22 protein-coding genes, 1 tRNA gene and 1 pseudogene are annotated in these 24,193 nt (G+C 73.3%); 16 read left to right on the forward strand and 8 right to left on the reverse strand.

Annotated elements, in window-relative coordinates; translation table 11 throughout:
* Positions 1-2: 2 nt before the first annotated feature.
* A complete protein-coding gene (locus ACSDG8_RS11400) occupies positions 3-413 on the reverse strand; it encodes a PDGLE domain-containing protein (protein ID WP_210893765.1) in 411 nt (136 codons plus the stop codon).
* Positions 410-1,129: an energy-coupling factor ABC transporter permease gene (locus tag ACSDG8_RS11405; RefSeq protein ID WP_210893763.1), complete on the reverse strand. Its 720-nt coding sequence runs from the start codon at positions 1,127-1,129 to the stop codon at positions 410-412. The genes ACSDG8_RS11400 and ACSDG8_RS11405 overlap by 4 nt, the downstream gene beginning before the upstream one ends.
* Positions 1,130-1,263: 134 nt before the next feature.
* Here ACSDG8_RS11405 and bcp point away from each other — a divergent pair, with 134 nt between their 5' ends.
* The 3 genes and pseudogenes from bcp to ACSDG8_RS11420 all read left to right on the forward strand — a co-directional run bounded on the left by bcp (position 1,264) and on the right by ACSDG8_RS11420 (position 2,538).
* Complete coding sequence (bcp, locus tag ACSDG8_RS11410) at positions 1,264-1,734, forward strand: thioredoxin-dependent thiol peroxidase (RefSeq protein WP_210893761.1); 471 nt, start codon at positions 1,264-1,266, stop codon at positions 1,732-1,734.
* A 114-nt stretch (positions 1,735-1,848) separates the two neighbouring features.
* A tRNA-Leu gene (locus ACSDG8_RS11415) sits at positions 1,849-1,924 on the forward strand.
* Between the two features lie 85 nt (positions 1,925-2,009).
* A pseudogene (locus tag ACSDG8_RS11420) lies at positions 2,010-2,538 on the forward strand (GNAT family N-acetyltransferase).
* A gap of 536 nt (positions 2,539-3,074) precedes the next feature.
* On the opposite strand, the gene ACSDG8_RS11425 reads toward ACSDG8_RS11420, so the two are convergent.
* Entirely contained in the window at positions 3,075-4,082 is a 1,008-nt protein-coding gene (locus tag ACSDG8_RS11425) for an expansin EXLX1 family cellulose-binding protein (protein ID WP_210893759.1), read from the reverse strand.
* Between the two features lie 63 nt (positions 4,083-4,145).
* Complete coding sequence (locus tag ACSDG8_RS11430) at positions 4,146-4,445, reverse strand: hypothetical protein (RefSeq protein ID WP_210893757.1); 300 nt, start codon at positions 4,443-4,445, stop codon at positions 4,146-4,148.
* Positions 4,446-4,608: 163 nt separating this feature from the next.
* Between ACSDG8_RS11430 and ACSDG8_RS11435 the strand changes: the two genes are divergently transcribed.
* Positions 4,609-5,676 carry an LCP family protein gene (locus ACSDG8_RS11435; protein ID WP_210893755.1) on the forward strand — a complete coding sequence of 356 codons (1,068 nt, stop codon included), beginning with the start codon at positions 4,609-4,611 and terminating at the stop codon, positions 5,674-5,676.
* Positions 5,677-5,785: 109 nt separating this feature from the next.
* Positions 5,786-7,228, forward strand: a complete 1,443-nt coding sequence (locus ACSDG8_RS11440) for a sugar transferase (protein ID WP_210893752.1) — start codon at positions 5,786-5,788, stop codon at positions 7,226-7,228.
* On the opposite strand, the gene rfbD is transcribed toward ACSDG8_RS11440, so the two are convergent.
* Together rfbD and rfbB are read right to left on the reverse strand one after the other, a co-directional pair.
* A complete protein-coding gene (rfbD, locus tag ACSDG8_RS11445) occupies positions 7,197-8,075 on the reverse strand; it encodes a dTDP-4-dehydrorhamnose reductase (RefSeq protein WP_210893962.1) in 879 nt (292 codons plus the stop codon). The genes ACSDG8_RS11440 and rfbD overlap by 32 nt on opposite strands.
* Positions 8,072-9,073, reverse strand: a complete 1,002-nt coding sequence (gene rfbB / locus ACSDG8_RS11450) for a dTDP-glucose 4,6-dehydratase (RefSeq protein WP_210893750.1) — start codon at positions 9,071-9,073, stop codon at positions 8,072-8,074. Before rfbB ends, rfbD begins: the two co-directional genes overlap by 4 nt.
* 86 nt (positions 9,074-9,159) lie before the next feature.
* Here rfbB and rfbA point away from each other — a divergent pair, with 86 nt between their 5' ends.
* The 8 genes from rfbA (at position 9,160) to ACSDG8_RS11490 (ending at position 16,991) form a co-directional block, all read left to right on the forward strand.
* The gene (gene rfbA, locus ACSDG8_RS11455) at positions 9,160-10,041 is read left to right on the forward strand and encodes a glucose-1-phosphate thymidylyltransferase RfbA (protein ID WP_210893748.1); all 882 of its coding nucleotides are present in this window, start codon (positions 9,160-9,162) and stop codon (positions 10,039-10,041) included.
* Complete coding sequence (rfbC, locus tag ACSDG8_RS11460) at positions 10,038-10,664, forward strand: dTDP-4-dehydrorhamnose 3,5-epimerase (RefSeq protein WP_210893746.1); 627 nt, start codon at positions 10,038-10,040, stop codon at positions 10,662-10,664. Before rfbA ends, rfbC begins: the two co-directional genes overlap by 4 nt.
* A 79-nt stretch (positions 10,665-10,743) precedes the next feature.
* Entirely contained in the window at positions 10,744-12,012 is a 1,269-nt protein-coding gene (locus ACSDG8_RS11465; RefSeq protein WP_307856274.1) for a hypothetical protein, read from the forward strand.
* 1 nt (position 12,013) lies between these two features.
* Positions 12,014-12,865, forward strand: a complete 852-nt coding sequence (locus tag ACSDG8_RS11470) for a glycosyltransferase (protein ID WP_210893744.1) — start codon at positions 12,014-12,016, stop codon at positions 12,863-12,865.
* On the forward strand, positions 12,862-13,938 hold the full coding sequence (locus ACSDG8_RS11475; RefSeq protein ID WP_210893742.1) for a glycosyltransferase family 4 protein: 1,077 nt from the start codon (positions 12,862-12,864) through the stop codon (positions 13,936-13,938). The genes ACSDG8_RS11470 and ACSDG8_RS11475 overlap by 4 nt, the downstream gene beginning before the upstream one ends.
* 5 nt (positions 13,939-13,943) lie before the next feature.
* On the forward strand, positions 13,944-14,852 hold the full coding sequence (locus ACSDG8_RS11480; protein WP_307856273.1) for a glycosyltransferase family 2 protein: 909 nt from the start codon (positions 13,944-13,946) through the stop codon (positions 14,850-14,852).
* Entirely contained in the window at positions 14,852-15,682 is an 831-nt protein-coding gene (locus ACSDG8_RS11485; RefSeq protein WP_210943206.1) for a glycosyltransferase family 2 protein, read from the forward strand. Before ACSDG8_RS11480 ends, ACSDG8_RS11485 begins: the two co-directional genes overlap by 1 nt.
* A gap of 55 nt (positions 15,683-15,737) precedes the next feature.
* Positions 15,738-16,991, forward strand: a complete 1,254-nt coding sequence (locus ACSDG8_RS11490) for an acyltransferase family protein (protein ID WP_439427865.1) — start codon at positions 15,738-15,740, stop codon at positions 16,989-16,991.
* Here ACSDG8_RS11490 and ACSDG8_RS11495 read toward each other — a convergent pair.
* Entirely contained in the window at positions 16,988-18,604 is a 1,617-nt protein-coding gene (locus tag ACSDG8_RS11495) for an O-antigen ligase family protein (RefSeq protein ID WP_439427866.1), read from the reverse strand. The genes ACSDG8_RS11490 and ACSDG8_RS11495 overlap by 4 nt on opposite strands.
* 153 nt (positions 18,605-18,757) lie before the next feature.
* Between ACSDG8_RS11495 and ACSDG8_RS11500 the strand changes: the two genes are divergently transcribed.
* Positions 18,758-20,362: a hypothetical protein gene (locus ACSDG8_RS11500; protein WP_210893732.1), complete on the forward strand. Its 1,605-nt coding sequence runs from the start codon at positions 18,758-18,760 to the stop codon at positions 20,360-20,362.
* A 13-nt stretch (positions 20,363-20,375) separates the two neighbouring features.
* Here ACSDG8_RS11500 and ACSDG8_RS11505 read toward each other — a convergent pair whose 3' ends face one another.
* Positions 20,376-21,569 carry a hypothetical protein gene (locus ACSDG8_RS11505; protein WP_210893730.1) on the reverse strand — a complete coding sequence of 398 codons (1,194 nt, stop codon included), beginning with the start codon at positions 21,567-21,569 and terminating at the stop codon, positions 20,376-20,378.
* A 114-nt stretch (positions 21,570-21,683) separates the two neighbouring features.
* Here ACSDG8_RS11505 and ACSDG8_RS11510 point away from each other — a divergent pair, with 114 nt between their 5' ends.
* The gene (locus ACSDG8_RS11510) at positions 21,684-22,532 is read left to right on the forward strand and encodes a MurR/RpiR family transcriptional regulator (protein WP_210893727.1); all 849 of its coding nucleotides are present in this window, start codon (positions 21,684-21,686) and stop codon (positions 22,530-22,532) included.
* A gap of 12 nt (positions 22,533-22,544) precedes the next feature.
* Positions 22,545-24,191, forward strand: coding sequence for a urocanate hydratase (gene hutU / locus ACSDG8_RS11515; protein ID WP_210893725.1), 1,647 nt, complete (start codon positions 22,545-22,547; stop codon positions 24,189-24,191).
* Positions 24,192-24,193 lie beyond the last annotated feature (2 nt).

Raw genomic sequence — 24,193 nt, forward strand, 5'->3', positions numbered from 1 at the left:
GGTCAGCGTGTGCCGCTGGACGGGGTCGCGGCCTCGTCCACCGGGTCGGCGCTCGGGGTGTTCGGGGTGGGCGTGGCGGGGCCGCGGCGGCGGGCCAGCCAGAACAGGCCGCCGCCGAGCGCGAAGGTGAGCAGCACGCCGAGCACGCCGGACAGGCCGGTGGAGACGAAGTCGTTGCCGATTCCGCGTACGCCGTAGTCGGCCAGCGGGCTGTCCGCCAGCTCGTGGTCCTTCGCCTGCTGCGCCGGGCAGCTGCCGCCGGTGATCTCGTCGTCGGCGTTGACGGTGCAGCCCTTGAGCAGCGACGAGTCCAGTCCGTCCGGGTGCGAGGAGGCGTAGTTGCTCACCACGCCCGCCAGCAGCAGGGCCACCAGCAGGCCACCGAGCAGGAACGGCCACTGACGCTTGCTCATCGGGCACCTCCGGCGACCGGAACGGCGGGAGCCGGCGCGGCCGGCTTGAGGGCGCGCAGCGCGTACACCAGATCGGGCCGGACCTTGGCGACGGTGACCACGGTGGTCGCGGTGATCAGGCCCTCGCCGATGCCGATCAGCAGGTGGGCGAAGGCCATGGTGCCGGCCAGCCCGGCGAGGTTGCCGCCGAGGTCGGTGGTGCCGCCCAGCCAGTACTGCAGGACGAAGCCCTGGGACGCGACCACCACGCTGACCAGCGCGGAGACGAACGCGGTGACCGCCAGCCCGGCCCGGGTACGCGGCAGCACGCGCAGCAGCAGCGCGATCAGCAGGTACGCGGCGGCGGTGCCGAGCAGCGCCATGTTGGTGATGTTGAGGCCGAGCATCGCCACCCCGCCGTCACCGAAGACCAGCGCCTGCACGATCAGCACCACGGCGACGCAGAGCGCGCCGACCCAGGGGCCGACGAGCATCGCCGCGAGCGCGCCGCCGAGCAGGTGGCCACTGACCCCGGCGGTGAAGATCGGGAAGTTGAGCATCTGCACGGCGAAGATGAACGCGGCGACCAGCCCTGCCATCGGCGCCAGCCGGTCGTCCAGGTCGGCCCGGCCACGCAGCACACAGAAGGCGAGCGCGGCCAGGGCGAGGGCCGCGAAGATCGCGGCAACGGGACCGTTGATGATCCCGTTGGAGATGTGCATCGCCAGGGTGTCCACGGGCTCAGCGTATTTCCAGGAATGGGTTGTTGCCAATATGTAGCAACAACCCAGTTGTGGCCGTCACCCGGTCCGTCACCCGTCCGCGCGTCGCCGTCGGCCGCCGGCCCGGGCACGGCGGTATCGTCACCGCCATGACCGACCGCCTCAGCCCCGGCGACCCCGCCCCCGAGTTCACCCTCCCCACCGACGACGGCGGGACGCTCTCCCTGGTCGACCTGCGCGGCCGCAAGGTCATCCTGTACGCGTACCCGGCCGCCATGACGCCCGGCTGCACCAAGCAGGCGTGTGACTTCCGGGACTCCCTCGCCTCGCTGCAGGGCGCCGGCTACGAGGTGGTGGGCATCTCGCCGGACAAGCCGGCCAAGCTCGCGAAGTTCCGCGACCGGGACGCGATCACGTTCCCGCTGGTCTCCGACGAGGACAAGGCGGTGCTGACCGCGTACGGCGCGTTCGGCGAGAAGCAGATGTACGGCCGTACGGTCACCGGCGTGATCCGCTCGACGTTCGTGGTGGACGAGGACGGCAAGATCGAACGGGCGCTCTACAACGTGCGGGCCACCGGCCACGTCGCCAAGCTGCGCCGGGACCTCGGCCTCGACTGAGGCCGGCGCGCGGCCCGGCTCGTCACGGCCGGGCCGCAGTGGCGGCGCCGAATGTGGTCTACGATCCGGAGGCTGTGACACCGGCCCTCGGCATCGGCCGGTGTTCACCGTGACGGGGCCGTAGCCCAACGGCAGAGGCATGCGGTTTAGGTCCGCACCAGTGCGGGTTCGAATCCCGCCGGCCCTACCAGTCGCCGGTGCCGCGCGCACCGGCGACTGTCGGGAAGGTCACGAACGCGGGTCCGGGCCGCGTCGCCACACGCAGGATTAACGGCGTGGACCTGCGCTTCACCCTCGACCCCGACCTGACCCCCGAGCTGCGCGAACAGATCATCGCGCTCTGGGTGGACGTGACGAACGCCGGCGGCGCCGTCGGCTTCGTCGGCCCCCGTGACCGCCGACGAGGTACGCCCGCTCGCCACCTCCACGCTCGACGAGGTCGCGGACGGGCCGGACCGGCTGCTCGCCGGCTACGAGGGCGAACGGCTCGTCGCGGTCCTGGTCATCGCCGACAACCGGTTCCACCTCAAGACGCACTGGCGGGTGCTCAAGCGCGTCATGGTGCACCCCGACACGCAGGGACGCGGCCACGGCGCGGCGCTGATGCGCGAGGCCGAGCGGATCGCCCGAGGGCTGGGCCTGGCGGCGCTGCACGTGACGGTCCGCGACGGGCTGGGGCTGGACCGCTTCTACAAGCGCCTCGGCTACCGCGAGGTCGGTCGTCTTCCGGCGGCGCTGCGCCTGTCCCCCACCGACTCCCGCGACGAAATCCTCATGTGGCTAGACCTCCCCACCCCAGCCTGACCCCCTCCCCGCCCTTCCCCCTCCCCACGCCGCGCCTCCCGGCCTCGCCTCGCCCGCGCCCTCGCCCTCGCCGTACCTCGCCCCGCCTCGCCTCGCCGATCTTGCACTCACGGCCCCGACAGATCGGGCATTCACGACGCTCAAGGGTCCGCAAGTGCAAGATCAGCGGGGCTGGCCCACCCACGGGCGTGGGCACGCCAGGCGAGCCGGGCCAGGTGGGCCGGGGTGCCTTCCTGGCACCCGAAACCCCGGTGCCGGTGCCTTGGCGCCGGCGCCCTGGTGCCCCGCCACCCCGCCGCGCCGCTGCCTGCCGCCCCGGCAGCCCTCGTGAGCCTCGGCGATCTTGCGGATTCGGTCCCTACGAAAGGTGCATATGCGGCAGCCAAGGGGCCTCAAGTGCAAGATCGCGAGGGTGAGGCGAGGTGTGACGAGGGCGAGGGCGAGAGCGAGGCAGGCGGGGCGGAGTGCACGCGCCCGAGGGCGCGCGGGGCGGGATCTGCGGGAGGGCGGGGCACCTGAGGGGCCGCGGAATGAGGTTAGGCGCAGGGAGCGGGGGTGGGTGGGGCGGCGGCTGCCTGCACGAGGGGGTCCGTGAGGGCTGAGGTGGGTGCGGCGGGGGTGGGGGCAGCCGAGGTCTGAGCGGACGGGCTCGTGGTGGGGGTTGGGCGGGACTTCTTCGGGGCGGGTGTGGCTACAGCGGGCTTCGCGCCGTACATCCGGGCCGCACTGCGCTGCACCTGGCCCGGGAGCATCCGGATGCCGGTGGCGGTCGCGCGGTTGCCGTAAACGTCGGTGACCCGGATCGTGTACGGGCCGGGGCCGGCACCGGACTCGATCAGCCAGTAGTTGTAGTCCTGCCGCTGGGCCGCGCGCCACGATCCGTTCTGCCGGACCTCGACCGAGCGCAGCGGGTTGCCGTGGTCGCCGACCAGGACGGCGAACCACCACTGCGACGAGCCCTCCTTCATGCGGAAGGTGAGCGGCCCGGACAGCGGCGGGTTCACCACGGCCCGGTAGCTGACCTTCACCACGCCCTGCACCGGGTCGGCGATCCGGGCGAACGCTTCGGCGGACAGGTCGAGGTGGCCAGGGGCGCACTCCGGGCACTGGTCCATGACCAGCACCCGGACCGTGCCGCGCGGGCCGGTGACGTCGAGGAACCCGCCGCAGGAGGCGCCGGCCGCGTACTCGCTCGGGCCGAGCGCGACGTACATCCGGTTGGCCGGGGCGGCGGGGCGGGAGCAGTTGCCGCCGGCGCCGGCGGAGTCGTAGAAGGTGGCCTTGCCGCTGCGGGTCGTCCCACCGACGGGCGGTGCGGCGCCGAGTGGGCCCGCCGCCAGGGCCGGGACGCCGGCGGGTGGAGGCGGGGCCGCGCAGGCGGGGGCGGCGCCGCCGCGTACCGCAAGGGCGACAGCGACCGCCGCCGCGACGGTGACCAGACCGGCGGCGGCGAGCCGGCGGCGGCGCGTGGCGGCACGGCGATCGGGCGCGCCGGTGGGCGCGGCAGGGGCGGTCGGCGGGTGGGGTGCGGTGCCGTCGGTCACGCCGGTCGATGCTGCCGGACCGGCGTGCCGCCGGACAAGCGAGCTAAGCGAAAGCTAAAGCGATCAGATCGGGCGTACCGCGCGGACGGTGGCTACGACGCCGGCCAGCTCACCGGCGAGGTCGGGACGCCCGCGCAACGAGTCCTCCAGGCGGGCACGCCACACGCCGGTCTCGATCGAGAGCCGGGCGTCGCCGGCCCGGCGGACCCGGTCGCGGGTCTCGTCGAGGGCCGCCCATGTGGCGGGGCCGAGCAGATCGCCGAGTACGCGGTAGAGCCAGCGGAACAGTTCCTCGTCGTGGACCGCCGCGCCGATGACGCGGGCCGCGTCCCACGCCACCCGGGGCTGGTGGATTACCTGCATCTCGACTCCTCGGTCGACCTGGCCGTCACACCATCATCGATCCGAGGCGCTCCTCCCGGCAAGGCCCGGCACCGGGTCAGCCCGCCCGCCGGGCTGCGCCGCGATCCCCGCCCGGAGTACGAGGGTCCCCCCGTGGCGCAGCGCGAATCAGTAGCATCAGAGCATGTCAGATCGCCATCAGCTCGCCGATTCCGACGCCCGCCCCGGATTCTCCGATGTGGAGCCGGGCGAGCCGGTGCGGCAGAAGGCGCCCCGGCGTCGCCGGGGCCGGCGGATCGCCCTGATCGTGCTGCTCGTGATGGTGCTGCTCGCCGGCGGCGGCGCGCTGGCCGGCGGCCTGTACTACCGCTCGGTCGACAAGTCGATCGAGCGGGTCGACGCCTTCGAGGGCGTACCGGAGGAGTCGCGCCCGCAGGTCGAGGTCAAGGGCGCCATGAACATCATGATCCTGGGCAGCGACTCCCGCGACCCGGAGAGCACCGGCGGTTCGCGCAGCGACACGATCATCCTGGCCCACCTGCCGAAGGACCGGTCGAGCGCGCAGCTCATCTCGATCCCGCGGGACACCTGGACGGCCGTCCCGAAGTCGAAGGAGGGCCGCGGCGGTCGCGACGCGAAGATCAATGCCGCGTACGCCTGGGGCGGCGTGCCGCTGATGGTGCAGACCGTGGAGAAGTTCAGCGGCGTACGGGTGGACAACGTGGCGATGGTGGACTTCGCCGGCTTCAAGGAGATCATCGACGCGCTGGGCGGTGTCGAGATCGACGTGGAAAAGGGTTTCAGCACGAATTACTCGCTGGCCGGCTCGCGGACCTTCGAGAAGGGCCGGCAGACCATGGACGGCGCCGCCGCGCTGGACTACGCGCGGGAACGGCACGCCTTCGCCGACGGCGACTTCGCCCGCATCCGCCACCAGCAGCAGGTGATCAAGGCCATTCTGGACAAGGCCGCCTCGGGCGGGGTGCTGACCAACCCGGCCAAGCTCAACTCGTTCGTCCGCGCCACGTCGGACTCGGTGGCTGTCGACAAGTCACTGTCGCTGGTGGATCTGGCGATGGAGATGCGTGGCCTGCGCAGCGGCAATCTGACGTTCTTCACCTGCCCGGTCAAGGGGACGGGCCGCGTCGGCAGCGAGAGCGTCGTGTTCCCGGATCCGGCGCGCGCGAAGACGCTGTTCGACGCGGTCCGCCGCGACTCGGTCCCGGAGATTCTCGCCATGAGCGGAAAGTAGGACGTCGATCTGCCATGCCGGTGGTGGCGGCGCGGCGGGGTCGCTCGTATCCTGCGATCGTCGTCGGTCTCCGTATCCGGGCCGGCGGCGTCACGGGGGAGGATCGACCATGCCACGCCTTCCGGCGTTCGAGCATCCGGCCGCGCCGTCGAACGACCCGCCGATGAACAGCGGCCTGGACACCACAACGGTCCTGCCCTACGCGGGGTCGCGGGCGTCGACGCGTACCCGATGGGTGCGCGCGTGGATGGTGACCGCGCCCATCGACGTGGCGGCGCTGCTCGCACCGCTGCTGCTGACCCAGAACTACTGGCGCGGCACGCTGGCCAACGCGGCCCTGACTGTGGGCTTCTTCGCGGCCGGCGGCCTGTACCGGCCGCGACGGCACATCAGCATCCTGGACGAGCTGCCGAGCCTCGGCGGGCGGCTGCTGGCCTCCGGCGCGGTGGTGGCGATCATCGCGGCGCTGCGGCACGACTCGGTGCCACACGTGAGCGGGTTCGTCCAAGGCGTCGCGTTCTCCGCCGGCCTGGTGATCGTCGGGCGCGCGCTGAACTGCCGGCTCGTCCTGCTGGCCCGCAAGCGCCGGTGGGTGGAGCGCAACACCATCGTCGTCGGTGGCGGCCCGATCGGCGGGGAACTCGCCCGGCTGCTGCGCCGCCACCCGCAGTACGGGCTGCGGTTCGTCGGCGCGGTGGACGCCCCGTCGCGACCACGGATGGGCGCGTTGCCGCTGATCGGCACGATCGACGACCTGGAGAAGCTCACCGACATGCTGGAGTGCGAGGTCCTGGTCATCGCCGACCCGGACTGCTCCGAGTCGGACCTGATGGAGTCGCTGCTGCGCCCGGCCAGCTCGCGGTGCGACCTGTGGGCGGTGCCGCGCCTGTGGGGGTCGCGGGGCCAGGGCGGCTACCCCGACCACATCGGCGCCATCCCGATCGTCAAGATCGGCGACACCACGCTCACCGGTCCCCGCTGGCGGGTCAAGCGGGCCTCGGACGTGGTGTTCGCGGTGACCGCCCTGGTGGTGCTGAGCCCGCTGCTGCTGCTCTGCGCCCTCGCCACGTTCCTCGACGGCGGCCGGGGCGTGTTCTTCCGGCAGGAGCGGATCGGCCGGTACGGCAAGCCGTTCCACGTCATCAAGTTCCGGTCGATGCGCCCGGAGGACGAGCACGAGTCGCAGACGACCTGGTCCATCGCGCACGACCGGCGGGTCGGGCCGATCGGGCGGTTCATGCGGCGCACCTCGCTCGACGAGCTGCCGCAACTGTGGAACATCCTGCGCGGTGAGATGAGCGTGGTGGGGCCCCGCCCGGAGCGGCCGTACTTCGTGGAGAAGTTCTCGGTGGAGTACCCGACGTACGCGATGCGGCACCGCGTACCGGTCGGGCTCACCGGGCTGGCCCAGGTCAGTGGCCTGCGCGGGGACACGCCGATCTCGGACCGGGCGCGCTTCGACAACTACTACGTCGAGAACTGGTCGCTCTGGCTCGACATCAAGATCGTGCTGCGTACCGTCAGTGAGGTGTTCCGGGGCGGGGGGCGCTGAGCGCCTCGGCCAGGTCCGTGTGCCAGTCCCCCGGCGGCGGCAGCTTCGCCGCGGCCCACCGGCCGTGCGCGAGCACGCTGTAGCAGGGACGCCGCGCCGGGCGCGGGAAACTGTCGCTCGTGGCGGGCCGGACCCGGTCCGGGTCCAGGCCACGCAGGGCGAACACGGCGCGGGCCAGGCCGTACCAGGTGGTCTCGCCGGCGGCGGTGCCGTGGTACGTCCCGGGCGCCGCGTCGCCGGTCAGCGCCGCGTCGGCGAGCGCCACGAGCCGCTCCGCGAGACGGTACGACCAGGTGGGCTGCCCGCGCTGGTCGTCCACCACGTCGAGGCGGTCGCGTTCGGCGGCGAGCCGCAGCATCGTGGTGACGAAGTTGCGGCCGTGGGTGGCGTAGAGCCAGGCGGTACGCACGACGTACCCGGTCTCGGGCAGCAGCCCGGCCACCGCCTGTTCCCCGGCGAGCTTGCCGCGCCCGTACGCGTTGATCGGGCCGGTCGGGGCGTCCTCCGGGTACGGCTCGACGGCGTCCCCGGCGAACACGTAGTCGGTGGAGACGTGCACCAGGCGCGCGCCGGACACGGCACAGGCGTGCGCCAGGTGGGCGACCGCGTCACCGTTGACAGCCGTGGCGTCCGCCTCGCGCGTCTCCGCGCCGTCCACGTCGGTCCAGGCGGCAGCGTTGAGCACCACGTCGTGCCCGCCGACCGCGTCCCGGACCGCGCCGGCGTCGGTGACGTCGAGGCCGGCGCGGGTGGCGGCGGTGACCGACAGGTCGGGCCGGGTCCGCAGCACGGCGAGCAGGTCCCGCCCGAGCATCCCGCCGGCGCCGGTGACGAGCACCCGGGTCACGGGTGGCCGGCCGTCTTCAGCGGCTCCCACCAGGCCCGGTTGTCCCGGTACCAGCGGACCGTCTCGGCGAGGCCCCGGTCGAGGTCGATGCTCGGCGCGTACCCCAGCTCGTTGCTGATCCTGCTGATGTCCAGTGAGTACCGGCGGTCGTGGCCCTTGCGGTCGGTGACCGGCACGACGCGATCCCAGCCGGCTCCGCAGGCCGCCAGGAGCCGTTCGGTGAGCTGCCTGTTGGTCAGCTCGGTGCCGCCGCCGATGTGGTAGACCTCGCCGGCCCGCCCCTTCTCCTGCACCATCGCGATGCCCCGGCAGTGGTCGTGCACGTGCAGCCAGTCGCGCACGTTGCCGCCGTCGCCGTACAGCGGCACGGTGCCGCCGTCGAGCAGGTTCGTCACGAACAGCGGGACGACCTTCTCCGGGTACTGGTAGGGGCCGTAGTTGTTGGAGCAGCGGGTCACCACCACGTCCAGGCCGTGGGTGCGGTGGTAGGCCAGCGCGAGCAGGTCGGACCCGGCCTTCGAGGCGGAGTACGGCGAGTTCGGCGACAGCGGCCAGTTCTCCGTCCAGGAGCCGGAGTCGATCGAGCCGTACACCTCGTCGGTGGAGACGTGCACGAACCGGCCGGTCCCGTGGCGCAGCGCGGCGTCCAGCAGCGTCTGGGTGCCGAGCACGTTCGTGGTGACGAACGGGGCGGCGCCGGTGATGGAACGGTCCACGTGCGACTCGGCGGCGAAGTGGACGATCACGTCGTGGCCTTGCACCACCTCGTCGACGAGCGCGGCGTCGCAGATGTCGCCGCGGACGAAGCGCAGGCGCGGGTCGTCGCGCACCGGGGCCAGGTTCGCCAGGTTGCCGGAGTAGGTGAGCTTGTCCAGCACGGTGAGCGCCGTGGGCGTCTGTGCGGGCACCCCGGCCGCGTCGCCGCCGGGCACGCCCAGCAGCATCCGCACGTACTCCGACCCGATGAAGCCGGCGCCGCCGGTGACGAGGATCCTCACGGGTCGAGGAGTCTACGCCGTAGCCGCAGCACAGGCGGGACGTCGAAGGGCCACGGTGGTGGCGGCGTCACAGGTAGTCTCCGCGAGTGCGCGGAATCCTTCTCGCCGGTGGCACCGGGTCCCGGCTGTGGCCGATCACCCGGGCCGTCTCCAAGCAACTGATGCCGGTGTTCGACAAGCCGATGGTCTACTACCCGCTGTCCACTCTGGTGATGGCCGGGGTGCGGGAGATCCTGGTCGTCACGACGCCGGAGGACCGCGCCCAGTTCGAGCGGCTGCTCGGTGACGGCAGCCAGTGGGGGCTGCGGCTGGCGTACGCCGAGCAGCCCCGCCCGGAGGGCATCGCGCAGGCGTTCCTGCTCGGCGCGGACTTCATCGGTGACGAGTCGGTGGCGCTGATCCTCGGCGACAACATCTTCCACGGTGTCGGGCTCGGCCGGCAGCTCGCCGAGCACGGCGAGCCGACGGGCGGCCGGGTCTTCGCGTACCCGGTGGCGAACCCGCAGGAGTACGGCGTGGTCGAGTTCGACGCCGACGGCCGGGTGCTGTCGATCGAGGAGAAGCCGGCCCGTCCCCGGTCCCGGTACGCGGTGCCGGGCCTCTACTTCTACGACAACCGGGTGGTCGACATCGCCCGCAAGCTGACGCCGAGCGCGCGCGGCGAGCTGGAGATCACCGCGGTCAACGAGACGTACCGGGCGTGGGGCGAGCTGACCGTGACGGTCCTGGACCGGGGCACCGCGTGGCTGGACACCGGCACGTTCACCTCGATGATGCAGGCCGCCGAGTTCGTCCGGGTGATCGAGGAGCGCCAGGGCATGAAGATCGGCTGCGTCGAGGAGGTGGTCTGGCGTTCGGGGCTGATCGACGACGAGCGGCTGCGCGTGCTCGCCCATCCGCTGACCCGCAGCGGCTACGGCGAATACCTGCTGGGCCTGCTGGCCGGCCCGAGCGGGACCGACCGATGAAGATCCGGGCGCTGAGCATCGAGGGAGCCTGGGAGATCACGCCCCGGCAGCACGGCGACCCCCGCGGGTTGTTCATGGAGTGGTACCGGTTCGACCGGCTCGCCGAGGTGGTCGGGCATCCGCTGCGGCTGGCCCAGGGCAACCTGTCCGTCTCCACGCGGGGCGTGGTCCGCGGCATCCACTTCGCCGACGTCCCACCCGGCCAGGCCAAGTACGTGACCTGCGTACGTGGGGCCGTCGTGGACCTGGTGGTGGACATCCGGGTGGGCTCGCCGACGTTCGGGCGGTGGGAGGCGGTGCGGCTGGACGACGTCGACCGGCGTGCCGTCTACCTCAGCGAGGGCCTGGGGCACGGTTTCTGCGCGCTGACCGACGACGCCACGCTGAGCTATCTCTGCTCCACCACCTACAACCCGGGCGCCGAGCACACCGTGCATCCCCTCGACCCGGACCTGGCGATCGACTGGCCGGTCGAGGCGCCGGTGCTGTCGGCGCGGGACGCCGCCGCGCCCAGCCTGGCCGACGCCCGTACGGCCGGGCTCCTGCCCGACTACCGCAGCTGCGTGTCGTTCGTGGCCGGTCCCGACCCGGCCAGGTGGAGCCCGAAGGCTGATTGCAGCTGACCGGTCATTCGGGTAGAAAATGCCAGCGACGTGGTACTCGACGTACCCGTACCTGTGCCGCACCGTTTGGGGGAGACGAGTGACAGGCGGTTCGCTGGTCGATGCTGCTCAGTCCTCGTCGGACCCCGGCACGACACCTCCGTCGCGGCGCCGGGCGGCCGGTCTGCTGCGCCGGCTCGTCGCGCCCGAACGTCTCTATCTCGGCGCGCTGGGCCTGACCGGCCTGGCCGCGGTCATGTCGGTGACGCTGCCCGCGGCGGAGCGCGGCGAGCTGTCGGCGAACATGGTGAGCGCCACGCTCGGCGCGGCCGTCGGCGGACTGTCGCTGGACACGTTCCTCATCTCGCGCCCCGCCGGCTGGGTGCAGTCCCGGGGGCGGGCGTACCTGGTCGCGATCCTCGGCGTCTCCGTGCTCCTGTCCGGTTTCGCCGCCGCGCTGCTCACCGCGGCGGCGGGGGTCGGCGCCTATCTGGTCGGCGTCGGGTCCGCGGTGGGTCTGACCGTGTTCAACACGGTCTCGTCGATCGCCCTGCGGCAGCGCAGCTTCCGGCTGGTCTACGCGATGCGCGCGGCGAGCGGCGCGGTCCTGGTCGCCGGTTACGCCGCCCTCTACGCGGCCGGCCGGCTCGACGGCGGTCTGTGGAGCATGGTGTGGCTCGGGGTCCAGTGGCTCAGCGCCTGCGCCGTGTGCGGCCTGATCCTGGTCCGGCTCCGGCGGGCCGGAGCAGCCCCGGCGCCCACCTCCACCGGCGCGGACTACCGGGCCGACCTGCTCGCGGTCGGGAGCCTGCACCTGGGCATCTTCGCGCAGATGATGACGCTGCGGTTCAACCAGGTTCTGGTGGCCAGGTTCGCCGGGGCCGGTCCGCTCGGCGTCTACGCGCTGGCGGTCGCGGCGCTGGAGTTCGCGCAGGCCGGCGCCGTGGTGCGGGCGCAGCGCATCCTGGCCGACCGGGACGGCGGGGACGGGCCGGACCCGACGCCGGCGGTGGTGAAGGCGGCCCTGCCGATCGCCCTGGCCGCGATCGCCGGGCTCGGCCTGCTGGGCTTCCTGGCGCCGGAGTACCGGCACGCCTGGCTCCTCGGGCTGCTGCTCCTGCCGGGCTCGCTCGCCACGGCGGCCGGGAAGAGCTGGAGCGCCCTGCTGCTGAAGCGGCGGGGCGAGAAGGCGACCACTGTGGTCGCCGTCGTCACGTCGGCGGTGGCGATACCGGCGTACCTCGGCGTCATCCCGTGGGCCGGTGTGGTCGGGGCGGCGATCGCCTCCTCGCTCGCCTACGCCGTACACGCGTTCGCGTCGAGAGCGAGCCTGCGACGAGCGCAGCCGCCGAATCCTGGGATGGTGTGAGATGGACGTCTCGATCGTGGTTCTCGCCTGGGAGGACTTCCACCGCACCCGCGCCTGCGTCCTGTCACTGCCCGCCGAGGCCGAGATCGTCGTCGTGGACAACGGCAGCTCGGAGGAGATCCGCCAGGCGCTGAGCGAGTTCTGCGCCCAGCAGGGCGTCGCCTACGTCCAGTCCGGCTCGAACCTGGGGTACGCCCGGGGCATGAACCTCGGCGTACGGCACACCACCAGAGCGAACGTCATCCTCTCCAACAACGACATCGCCGTGCACGGTGACGCGGTGGCCCGGCTGCTGGCGGCGCTGGAGGACCCGGAGGTGGGTGCCGCCTTCCCCGCTGTGGTGACGCCGGAGGGCGTGCCGCAGACCGAGGGCGGCCGGTTCCTGACCATGGGGGTGGGGCTCGGCCACGCCACCGGGCTGAGCCTCGTGGTGCCGCGCCTGCGGATCGTCGCGCCCCCGGAGCAGGCGGACTGGCTGACCGGGCCGTTCGTCGCGCTGCGGCGCAGCACCTTCGACGCCATCGGTGGCGTCGACGAGACGTCGTTCTTCTACTCCGAGGACATGCGGCTGTGCTGGGCGGTGCGCCGGCAGGGCAAACGGCTCGCGTACGTGGCGGACGCCGTGATCATGCACGAGGACGACGCGACGGCGAAGCGCCGCTGGTCGGCCGAGGAGATCTCCGAGCGGCGTACCCGGGAGTTCATCCGGGCCAGCCGGGACCTGGGCGGCCGGCGGGGCCGCGTGGCGGCCACCGCGTACGTCTGCGGGATTTTGCTGCGGGCGGCGGTGGGCCGCGACTCCGTGCGCCGCGCGATCGCGCGCGGGGCCGTCGCGGGACTGCGTGCGTCGTGAAGGTGCTCTTCGTCTGCACGACGGGTGGCGCCGGGCGGCGGCAGCTGGGCGGCGCGGAGCGGATGCTCACCGAGCTGGTGCCGGCGCACGCCCGCAGCGGCGTCGACGTGGTCGCCGCCACCTCGGACGACGAGGTGGGCCGGTCGCTGCGCGAGGCCGGGGTGCCGTGGGTGGGGCTCGGCGCGACCAGCCGGGTCGACTTCGGCTACGCGCGGGAGATCCGTCGTCTCGTCCGCGAGGTGAAGCCGGACGTGGTCTGCGCCCACCTGCTCTCCGCCGCCATGCACGCGCGGGCCGCGCTCAGCCTGGACCGCACCCCGCTCGTGGTCACCCTGCACAACAGTCTCTGGCAGTACCGGGACACCGCCGGGTCGTGGCAGCAGAAGGCCGCCATCCAGTCCAACATCACGCTGGACCTGGCGATGCGCCGCCTCCGGCCGCACGCGACAGTCGCGGTGTCCGAGTTCGAGGCCGCCGAGCTGCGCGAGCGGGGCCGCGTCCGGAACATCCACCTGATCCCCAATCCCCTGCCGGCCGACTGGCCGAGCCCGAAGCCCGCCGACGCGCCGGCGCCCGGCCGGCGGCCCGTGGTCGGCTACCTGGGCCGCCTGGAGCGGGAGAAGGGCGCGGACCTGCTGGCCGAGACCGCCGCGCACCTGCCGGAGATGGACGTCCGGGTCGCCGGGGCCGGCTCGCTGCCGATCGCGGCCCGGCCGAACCTGGAACTCGTCGGCCGGGTCGTCGCGGCGGACTTTCTCCGGGGGATCGACTGCCTCCTGGTGCCGTCGCGGGTCGAGTCGTTCGGGCTCAGCGCGCTGGAGGCGCTGTCCCTGGGCGTACCGGTGGTGCACACCGGGGCCGGCGGCCTGGCCGAGGTCACCCGGCACGCCACCGGCACGCTCGCCGTCCGGGCCGACCCCACCCCCGCCGCGCTGGCCGACGCCGTCCGCCGGGCGCTGACCCACGCCGGGCCCGCTGACGAGCGGCAGGCCGTGGCCGAGTGGTACGCCCAGGAGTACGCCTTCGACCGGTGCGTGACGCGCTGGCAGAGTCTGTACCGGTCGCTGCGGTGACCGCCGTGGAGTTGACCGTCGTCACGGTGCTCTACCGGTCCGCCGGCATGCTCGCCCAGACGCTGCCCACCTGGGTACGCAGCGCCGAAGGGCTGCCGGTGCGGTTCGTCTTCGCCGACAACTGGCCCGAGGACGGATGCGCGGAGATCATCGCCGGCTGCCTCGACCAGGACCGGTACCGGTACCTTCCCGACTCGTCCAACCCCGGGTTCGCGGCCGGCTGCAACCGGGCCGTCGCGGCCACCACCACCGGCCACGTGCTGCTGCTGAACCCGGACGTCTGGCTGCCCGACGGCGCGCTGGCCCGTATCTGCGCCGCCGTCGCGGAGGACCCCGGCGTCCCGGTCGCGGTCGGCCTGGCCATGCACGGCGGCGAGTACGTGGGCATCGACCTGAACCCGGTCTCGCTGTTCATCGACCGGTCCGCCACGACCGCGCGGGCGCCACTGGGCCCGTCCGGCGGCGCTGCGGTCTTCCCCACCGACCTGTACCGCAGGTTCGGCGGGTTCTACGAGCACCTGTTCGCCTGGGGTGAGGACGCCGACCTCGCGCTGCGGCTCCACGCCTCGGGGGTTCGTACCCGCCCGCTGGATCTCATGCTCCCGCACGCCGGCGGGCACAGCGTCGACGGCGACGACCGGCTCCAGGGATTCCGGGCCTTCCTCCTGGCCCGCAACCGGCTCCTGGTCGCGGCGCGGACGCTCACCTGGCCACTGCTGCTCGTCGCGCTTCCGGTCCTCGCGCTGGCGCACGTCGCGCTCGCCGCCCGGCGTGTCCGGCAGGGCCTGCTGCGGCCGTTCCTGCGCGGCGTGGGACACGGCCTACGGCAGGGGCCTGCCGCCCGCCGGCAGTGGACCGGCAAGCGGTTCGGCTTCGCGACCCTGCTCGGCTATCTGACAGTTCGGAGAGCGTGATGACGGGACACCCGTGGAGTGTCGTGACTGTCACCTACAACTCGGCGGACACGCTGCGCCGCTGCTGGCGCGGCGAGAAACCGTACGAGTGGATCGTGGTGGACAACGCGTCGTCCGACGACTCGGCGGCGGTGGCCCGCGAGCTGGGCGCCCGGGTCATCCCGCTGCCGGACAACGTCGGCTTCTCCCGGGCCAACAACGTCGCGCTGCACGAGGCCGGCGGCAGATACCTCCTCTTCGCGAACCCGGACCTGGAGGTACGCCCGGACGGGCTGGACGTGCTCGCGCGGCACCTGGACGCGCACGGCGGCCTGGTGGCGCCCCAACTGCTCACGACCGGCGGAACTCCGCAGCCCAACGGGCGTGGCTTCCCGTACGCCACAGCGAAACTCGGCAACCGGAAGCTGTGGCCGCTGTCCCGCCTGCACGCGTCGTACCGGATGGTGGCGGAGCCGGGCGAGGTCCGCTACGTCGCCTGGCTGATGGGGGCGGCGGTCGCCGGACGCACCGCGGACCTCGTCGAGCTGGGCGGCTGGAACGAGCGTTTCTTCCTCTACTACGAGGACCACGAGCTGGGCCTGCGGGCCTGGCAGCGCGGTTACCCGGTCGCCCTGCTCGGTGACGTGCGGTGGACCCACCACTGGGCGCGGGCGACGAACTCGGTGCGGTGGTCGCCCGCGCACACGCTGGAGATGCGCAGCGCCCGGATCTTCTTCGGCATGTACCCCGAGTTCCTGGTCGGCCTGCCGCCGGCCGCCCGCCGGCACCACCGGGCGGCCGGCCTGATCGGTTCACGGGTGCCCGCGCCCCGCCCACCGGCCGCCGGCTGACCCCGGGTCGCTCCGCGTGTCTGCCCTCCTGACAACCGCCGTCCGGCGTGCGCTCGTGTCGCAGCCGCTGGCGACTGCGTACCACGAGCGGGCCAACGGTTTCGGCGCGCTGCGACTCGCCTTCGCGCTGGCCGTGGTGCTGTCCCACACCGCCGCCCTCGGGTTCGGGCGTCCGCTGCTGCACCGGGTCGACGTGGGCGCCCTGGCCGTGGCGGGCTTCTTCACGATCTCCGGGTTCCTCGTCGTCGGCTCGGCGCGGCGCAACTCGGTGCCCCGTTTCCTGTGGCACCGGGCGCTGCGGATCTGGCCCGGCCTGTGGGTCTGCCTGCTGTTCACCGGCCTGGTCGTCGCGCCGCTGCTGTACCTCGACCGGCACGGCACGCTCGACGGGCTGTGGCGCAGCCCGGGCGGGGTGCTCGACTACCTGCGGCTGAACTGGTGGGGCGGGCTGCGGCAGTTCGGCATCGCCGACCTGCTGCGCGGTGACACGCCGTACTGGCACTGGCAGGGCGGGAACACGCTCAACGGGTCGCTGTGGACACTCGCCTACGAGATCTACTGCTATCTGGCGGTGGCCGTCCTGGCCGCGCTGACCGTGCTGCGCCGGCAGCTCCGCTGGCTCACGCTGCTCGCCGTGGTCGCGGTGTTCGGCGTCCTCTGCTGGAACCATCTCCAGCCCGATGCGGCGCTCTGGACGAGCGGGGCGATCGGCCCGCTGCCGATGCTCGGCGCGCTGGAGAAGACCTACCTGCTCTGGTACGGGTTCATGTTCCTGGCCGGCGGGGCCGCCGAGCTGTACCGCGACCGGCTGCCGATGAACGACCTGCTCGGCGTGCTCGCGCTCGGGACGGTCGGCTGGCTCGCCGCGCGGGGCGACTTCGTCGGCCCGGGGCCGAACGTCGTCGACGGGGCGTTCTTCGCCCCGGCGCTGCTCGCCTACGCGTACGCCGTCCTCTGGCTGGCCGTGCGGCTGCCGCGGATGCTGCACCGCGTCGGCCGCGACAACGACTACTCGTACGGGGTCTACATCTACTCGTTCGTGGTGCAGCAGGTGCTCGCCAAGGTCGGCCTGCCGTTCCTCGGCGTGGCCGGGTTCTTCCTGGTCAGCGCGCTGCTCAGCTTCGGGCTGGCGATGCTGTCCTGGCACCTGGTCGAGAAGCCGGCGCTGCGGCTCAAAGACTGGACGCCGCCCGCGCTGCGTGAACCGTCCGGCGATCCGCCGCGCCAGGGCGGTCCCGGCGCGCGTCCGGGGCCCGGGCGCGCGGCGGACGTCGAGCCGGATCCGGCTGCCGCGCCCGCCGCCGGCTAGCGCGGGCCCGCGGCGGCCGGGGCGGCGGCTTGCGTGCCCGGTCGCCGGCGACGGGGCAGCGGCAACTGTAGCGCCCGCGCCGACAGGGACGGGTTGTCGGCGGCGCCCAGCGCGACCGCCAGGAGCAGCACGGCAACGGCGCCCAGCCACAGCCACACGTCGAAGAAGAAGATCTGGGCCGCGAACCCGACCAGCAGGAGGCGGGCCGGCAGCGACCGGAGACGCCGGTAGAGCAGCACCAGGAGCGCCAGCAGGCAGGCCAGTCCGATCAGGCCGAAGTTGTACCAGAACGTCAGGTAGGTGTTGTCGAAGACCTGGGCCTGGCCGTCGCCGATGCCGACGTTCTCCAGGTACCGCACGTTGGCTTCCGGCCCGTTGCCGAAGACGACTGTGGACCAGTCGCGGGTGATCCCGTCCCAGACCACGCTCATGCGCGTGAAGCGGGCGTCGGCGCTGGCCGGGTCGGAGATCCGTGAACCCGCCACGTCGACGGAGTCCACGGCGCTCGCCGTCGGCGCCGCCGGGGCCGGGGCGGTGGGCTCCGGCGCCACGGAACTCGCCGCCGGAGGCGCCGGCGCGGCCGGGCTCGGCGTGGAAGCGGGCGACTCGGGAGCCGGCGCCGCCGAACTCGCCACCGGGGCGGCCGGGCTCGGGGTGGGAGCGGCCGGGCTCGGGGTGGGGCCGGCGGCGGTGGTGTCGGGCAGCAGGGCCGGCGGGCTGAACGCCACGAGCGCCCAGGTGACCGCCGCGACGGCGGCGGCGCTGCCCAGGCCGCGCCAGCTGACCTTCCGCCACTGGAGGAACAGCCAGAACCCGAGCGCGAGAACCGTGCCCACCCAGGCGCTGCGGGTGCCGGAGAGCACCAGGCCGACGAGGTTGGCGGTGACCGGCACGTACCAGAACCGGCCCCGGAGGGTCAGTGCGACGAGCGCCATCGCCATGGCGAACGTGCCGTAGATGATGGGGTGCCCGGACAGGCCCACCGCCCGGGTCGCGTCGAACGCCGAGGTGTAGGTCCAGTCGTACGCGAACTGGTCGAAGATCGGCCAGCTCCGGGAAGCGGTCTGGTACTTGGCGAACACGGCCACGGCGACGCTGAACCAGGTGAGCGCCTCGGCGATCCGCAGCACGGTACGTCGGTCGTGCCGCGCCTCCTCCGCGAGGTGCCAGGCCAGCACGCCGAAGCACAGCAGGGGCGCGACGCCGACGGCGATCGGCTTCGCCCCGTGCCAGTGGACGAGCCCCGCGAGCACCGTGCACGCCGGGAGCAAAAGCGCCGCCGCGAGCGCCTTCGGCGGCCACCCGTCGCGTTCGGCGCGCAGCACCCGCCCCCACGCGGCGAGGAGGAACAGGACCAGCAGCAGCGCGTACGAGGAATTCGTCGGATAGCCGACGTCGATGGTCACCGGGACGGCGAACGCGATGACGAAGACCGCCCAGGTGATCCGGACCGGGTCCGTCAGCGCCCAGCCGAGCAGGGCGCCGACGGCGACCCCGAGCGCGAGCTGCCACCTGCCCGTCAGCAGGAACCCGGCCGCCAGAACGACAAGGCCGAGGCCGAGGTAGCGCACGCTGCGCTCCACGCCCCTGATCCGGTCAGCCAACACGCGCACCGCACGATCGTACGGATCAGCCGTGGCCGATCGGCACCAGCCCTCGGGCCGGGAACGCGGGCCCGCAGGTCCGGGCCTGTCGACGCACCTGATTGGTGGGTTAGGGTGACGACCGGTCGGCAGGCGGGGACAGGGATCTGCGTGGTTGCACGGGTGGCACCAGCCGATGTGGACACAACCGGCGGGGCGGCGGGCCGCCCGCCGGGGCCCCGCCCGATCCTGTGGGACAGCACCGCCGTCCTCGCGCTGCTATGCCTCCTGCCGATCCTGCACGACGTCAAAACCATGCTCTCCGCGCCGTACTGGCTCGACGAGGCGTGGGTCGCCCTGTCCGTCCGGTTCCCGCTGGGCGACCTGCCGGTCACCACGTCGTCCAGCCCGCTCGGCTGGAGCCTCCTGCTGCGGCTGGTGCCGGACGCGGACGACCTGCGGCTGGTCACCCTGGCGTTCCAGGGGCTCGCGGTCGTGGCGGCGTACGGCTTCGGCCGGGCGCTGCGGTGGTCGACGCCCGGCCGGGGCGTGGTGGCCGGGGCGGCCTGCGCGGCGGCGGTCCTGCTGCTCCCCGCCCAGCAGGTCCGCCACGATCTCAAGCAGTACACCGCCGACGCCGCCGTGGCCGTGGGCGTGCTCGCCCTGGTCGCCTGGGTCGAACAGCGGTGGTCGCGCCGGCGGCTCAACGTGCTCACCGCCGCCGTCGCCGCGGGCATGCTGGTCAGCCACGTCACAGCGATCGTGGCGCCGTGCGCGTTCGGCGGGCTGCTGCTGGTCACGGCGGTCCGGCGGCAGTGGCTACGCCTGGTCGAGGTGGCAGTTGCCGGGCTCAACGCCGGGCTGGTCCTCGCCGGTGTCTACTTCGGCATCTCGATGCAGGGCCGCAATGTGCCCATGCAGCAGTTCTGGGCCGACAACTTCCCCGGCGTGACCGAGCTGCCCGGCTACCTGGCGCGGCAGATCGACACGCTGATGCCGGTGGTCGGCGCGCCCGGGCTGGTGGTGGTGGTCCTGCTCGTGGCCGGCACGCTGACGCTGCGCAGACACGGCCGGCCCGCCGCCGCGGTCGCCGTGATGCTCCTGCCGGTGGTCGCGACGGTTGTCGGCGTCGCGAAGGTCTATCCGCTGCTGGAGCTGCGTACCTCGCACTTCCTGCTCGTCACCGCCGCCGCGGTGGCCGGCATCGGGGTCGCCGGGCTGGCCAGCCGTGCGGCCGACCTGGCCTGCCGCCGGCTCCCCCGGGTGCGGCCCGCCGTCCTGGCCGCGGCCGTCTGCGCGGTCCTGCTCGGGGGGTACGCGGCCGGCAACAGCCACTGGTACCGGTTCGACGGCAACGAGCCGGGGCTCTACTACACGGCGATCGCCGTCACGGACGTGCGTTCGGCGACCGAGTACGTGGCCCGGCACCGGCACCCGAACGACGTCGTGGTCATGAACAACGCGGCCTGGTACGGGTTCGCGTTCTACTCCCGCAACGAGCGGCTGAAACTGGTCGTGCCGCACGGCAACACGGTGGGCTGGTGGGTCGACATGCCCGACCGGTCCGACGTCGTGGTGGTGCCCGGCCACGACACCACTGCCGTGCAGGCCAGTCTGCGGCACGCGGTGGAGCTGGCGGCCGAGCGCGGCGACGGCGCGCGCGTCTGGCTGATCCGCTCGCATGTCGTCGGCGACGAGGTCGACGTCTGGCGGCAGGCGCTCGCCGCCTACCGCGTCGAGCAGGTCACCGGCGGGGTCGAACCGGTCGCGCGGATCAGCACGGCATGACGCGGCGCGGCGGTCAGCTGCCGCGCTGCCACAGGTCGCGCAGGGCGTCCCAGTTGCCGTCCACGCCGTCCTTGCAGAGCGTCTCGATGTAGAAGGCGCCCTGCATGTCGTCGGGGTCCCACCAGACGCCGCAGATCGCCCGGCCGTCCTCGCCCTCGAAGGCGTACTCGACGTAGCTGCCGGACTTGCCGGTCACCCCGCCCTTCGTGGTGCTCGCCTCGCGCAGCCCCGGCGCCAGCGAGCCGCCGGCGAGGTTGAGCTGCTGCCGGTACGCCCGCGCGATGTCCTTCTGCTTCTGTCCCGGGTAGAGCGTGAAGTGCAGCCACGCGCCGCCGTAGTGGCAGAACACGTGGCCCTTCTCGTCCGCCGGCAGCTTCGGGGCACCCGGCTGGTCGTAGACGGTGCAGCCGCCGATGCGGGTCAGCCAGGGCTCGACCAGCGGGGCCAGCTCGCCCTCGAACTTGGCCTTGTTGATGGCGAGCTGCGTGGCCTCGTAGGGCGGCAGCGAGGGGCTGGCCGACGGCGTGGGCGTCGCGGCCTCCTTCTCGAGGCCCCCGCCCAGGAAGAACCCGGCGGTGCCGGCGACCAGCGTGAGCACCAGCGCGCCGACGATCGAGATCCAGTCGCGGCGCTTGGGCGTCGGCTGCACCGGGGCGATCCGGCGCCCGCCGGCCGGGTCCAGCGGATCGGTGGCCACCGGCGCGGAGCCGACGGCGGGTGGCGCGGAGACGGCGGACGTCGCGGGGACCCCGGAGGTCGCGGAGACGGCGGCCGGGGACATCGGAGCGCCGGAGATCGGCTGCGCCGCCATCGCCCAGGGCTGCGGAACCCACGGCAACTGGGGCGGCGGGGAGACGGGGGCGGCGGCCGGGGGCGGCGGGAGCATCTCGGCGGTCGGGATTCGCTGGTAGTCCATGCCGAGGCTGCGGAACAGCCGCTCGGCCGCACCCTCCTCTTCGGACGGGTACGCGATCCAGGGCTCGGCGGCGGCGAAGTCGGCGTTGACGTACCCGTGGCCGCCCGGGGTCTGTGCCAGCACGTTCGCCGCGTTGGCGAACGCCTCCCGCCAGCGCTGGTCACCGGCGGCGGCACCTTCGAGGACGGCGACGGTGACCGGGCGGTCCTGCCCGTCGAGAGCCGCCCACGCCCGGCCGAACTGGCACTCGCCCAACGTCTCGGTGAACCTGTACGGCCCCTCCGGCTGCATGCCCCACTCCTCTGCTCACCCGCCGTGCGGATAGTACAGAGAGCACGCTCACCGGACCTCCCTGCGGTCGCGCGACGCTTGCGCTCTGAAAGTTTTCATGCATAGAGTCAGCTCGTGAATGAAAGCGGTGCGGCCTCCCCTGACCGCCTGCTCGACCTGTTCCACGGCGTACGGCTCACGCCGACGCAGCGCCGCATCGCGCACTGCCTGGTGCGGCACGCGGACGCGGCGGCGTACCTGTCCGCCGCCGAGGTGGCCGAGCTGGCAGGCGTCAGCCAGCCCTCGGTGACCCGGTTCGCCATGGCGCTCGGCCACGACGGCTACCCCGCGCTGCGCCGCCGCCTGCGGGAGCTGGGCGCGCGCGGCGCCGCCGAGCAGGACGGCGCCGGGAACGCGCTGCAACGGGCGGTCCACGCCGAGCGGGACAACCTCGACCGGCTCGCCGAGCAGCTCGCCGACGCCGGCCGGGTCGCCGAGGTGGGCCGCCTGCTCGCCGCCAGCCGCCCGCTGCCGGTGCTCGGGCTGCGGGCCGCCGCGCCGTTGGCCGCCTACTTCGCCTACTTCGCCGCGAAGGTGCGCCCCGACGTGCGGGTGCTCGACGACGGCGGCAGCATGCTCGTGGACCGCCTGGACCAGGCGGTGGCGGCCGGCGCGACGGCGATGCTCGCGTTCGTGCTGCCCCGCTACCCCCGGGAGACGCTGGACGCGCTGCGCGAGGCCCGGGACGCCGGGCTAACCGTCGTGGCGATCACCGACTCGCCGGTGAGCCCGGCCACCGAGCACGCCCAGGTGGTGCTGCCCGCCGCCGTCGGCGCCGACCTGGTCTTCGACCTGCACACCGCACCGATGACCCTGGCCATGGTGGTGCTCCAGGCGATCTGCGACGCCGCACCGGCCGAGACCCAGGACCGGCTCGAGGCATTCGAGTCGTCCGCCGCCCGCCGCCAGTTGTTCCTCGGCTGAGAGGAGTACGAGATGCACCAGCCCGTCCGCGCCGCCCGCGGCGTCACCCGCACCGCGAAGGGGTGGCCGCAGGAGGCCGCCCTGCGGATGCTGATGAACAATCTCGACCCGGAGGTGGCCGAGCGCCCCGACGACCTGGTGGTCTACGGCGGCACCGGCAAGGCGGCCCGGGACTGGCCGTCGTACCACGCGCTGGTGCGGACGCTCACCGAGCTGCGCGACGACGAGACGATGCTCGTGCAGTCGGGCCGCCCGGTCGGCGTGATGCGGACCCACGAGTGGGCGCCGCGCGTGCTGCTGGCGAACTCGAACCTGGTCGGCGACTGGGCCACCTGGCCGGAGTTCCGCCGCCTGGAGTCGCTGGGCCTGACCATGTACGGGCAGATGACCGCCGGTTCGTGGATCTACATCGGCACCCAGGGCATCCTCCAGGGCACGTACGAGACGTTCGCCGCGGTGGCCGCCAAGCGCTTCGACGGCACGCTGGCCGGGACGCTGACGCTCACCGCCGGGTGCGGCGGAATGGGCGGGGCGCAGCCGCTCGCGGTCACCATGAACGGCGGCGCGTGCCTGATCGTGGACGTCGACCGGTCGCGGCTGGACCGCCGGGTGCACGACCGCTACCTCGACGAGGTGGCCGACTCGCTCGACGACGCGATCGAGCGGGCGCTCGCGGCGAAGCGGGACCGGCGGGCGCTCAGCGTCGGCGTGGTCGGCAACGCCGCCGCCGTCTTCCCGGAGCTGCTGCGCCGGGGCGTCGCGATCGACATCGTGACCGACCAGACCAGCGCGCACGACCCGCTGTCGTACGTGCCGGAGGGCGTGGACCCGGGCGACGCGCGGGACTACGCGGCGGCCAAGCCGGCCGAGTTCACCGACCGGGCGCGGGCGTCCATGGCCAAGCACGTGGAGGCCATGGTCGGTTTCCTCGACGCGGGCGCGGAGGTCTTCGACTACGGCAACTCGATCCGGGGCGAGGCCAAGCTCGGCGGCTACGAGCGGGCGTTCGACTTCCCCGGTTTCGTGCCCGCGTACATCAGGCCGCTGTTCTGCGAGGGCAAGGGTCCGTTCCGCTGGGCCGCGCTCTCCGGCGACCCGAAGGACATCGCGGCTACCGACCGGGCCATCCTCGACCTGTTCCCGGAGAACGAGTCCCTCACCAGGTGGATCCGGATGGCCGGCGAGCGGGTCGCGTTCCAGGGCCTGCCGGCGCGGATCTGCTGGCTCGGCTACGGCGAGCGGGACCGCGCCGGGGTGCGGTTCAACGAGATGGTCGCCTCGGGCGAGCTGAGCGCGCCGGTGGTGATCGGCCGGGACCACCTGGACTGCGGCAGCGTGGCCAGCCCGTACCGGGAGACCGAGGCGATGGCCGACGGCTCCGACGCGATCGCCGACTGGCCGCTGCTGAACGCGCTGGTCAACACCGCCAGCGGCGCGTCCTGGGTGTCCATCCACCACGGCGGCGGGGTCGGCATCGGCCGGTCCATCCACGCCGGCCAGGTCTGCGTGGCCGACGGCAGTGAGCTGGCCGGGCAGAAGATCGAGCGGGTGCTGACGAACGACCCGGCGATGGGCGTCATCCGGCACGTCGACGCCGGCTACGACGACGCCCGCGCGGTGGCCGAGCGCACCGGCGTCCGCGTCCCGATGGCCGAGTAAGG

Origin of the sequence: Micromonospora sp. LA-10, assembly GCF_051853095.1 — a bacterium.
Taxonomy (GTDB): Bacteria; Actinomycetota; Actinomycetes; order Mycobacteriales; family Micromonosporaceae; genus Micromonospora; species Micromonospora echinospora_A.

Excerpts from the sequence above, each read along its gene's own strand:
- ACSDG8_RS11400 (WP_210893765.1), bottom strand. The coding sequence starts at position 413 with ATGAGCAAGCGTCAGTGGCCGTTCCTGCTCGGTGGCCTGCTGGTGGCC.
- bcp (WP_210893761.1), top strand. The coding sequence starts at position 1,264 with ATGACCGACCGCCTCAGCCCCGGCGACCCCGCCCCCGAGTTCACCCTC.
- ACSDG8_RS11430 (WP_210893757.1), bottom strand. The coding sequence starts at position 4,445 with ATGCAGGTAATCCACCAGCCCCGGGTGGCGTGGGACGCGGCCCGCGTC.
- ACSDG8_RS11435 (WP_210893755.1), top strand. The coding sequence starts at position 4,609 with ATGTCAGATCGCCATCAGCTCGCCGATTCCGACGCCCGCCCCGGATTC.
- ACSDG8_RS11440 (WP_210893752.1), top strand. The coding sequence starts at position 5,786 with ATGCCACGCCTTCCGGCGTTCGAGCATCCGGCCGCGCCGTCGAACGAC.
- rfbC (WP_210893746.1), top strand. The coding sequence starts at position 10,038 with ATGAAGATCCGGGCGCTGAGCATCGAGGGAGCCTGGGAGATCACGCCC.
- ACSDG8_RS11470 (WP_210893744.1), top strand. The coding sequence starts at position 12,014 with ATGGACGTCTCGATCGTGGTTCTCGCCTGGGAGGACTTCCACCGCACC.
- ACSDG8_RS11485 (WP_210943206.1), top strand. The coding sequence starts at position 14,852 with ATGACGGGACACCCGTGGAGTGTCGTGACTGTCACCTACAACTCGGCG.
- ACSDG8_RS11505 (WP_210893730.1), bottom strand. The coding sequence starts at position 21,569 with ATGCAGCCGGAGGGGCCGTACAGGTTCACCGAGACGTTGGGCGAGTGC.
- hutU (WP_210893725.1), top strand. The coding sequence starts at position 22,545 with ATGCACCAGCCCGTCCGCGCCGCCCGCGGCGTCACCCGCACCGCGAAG.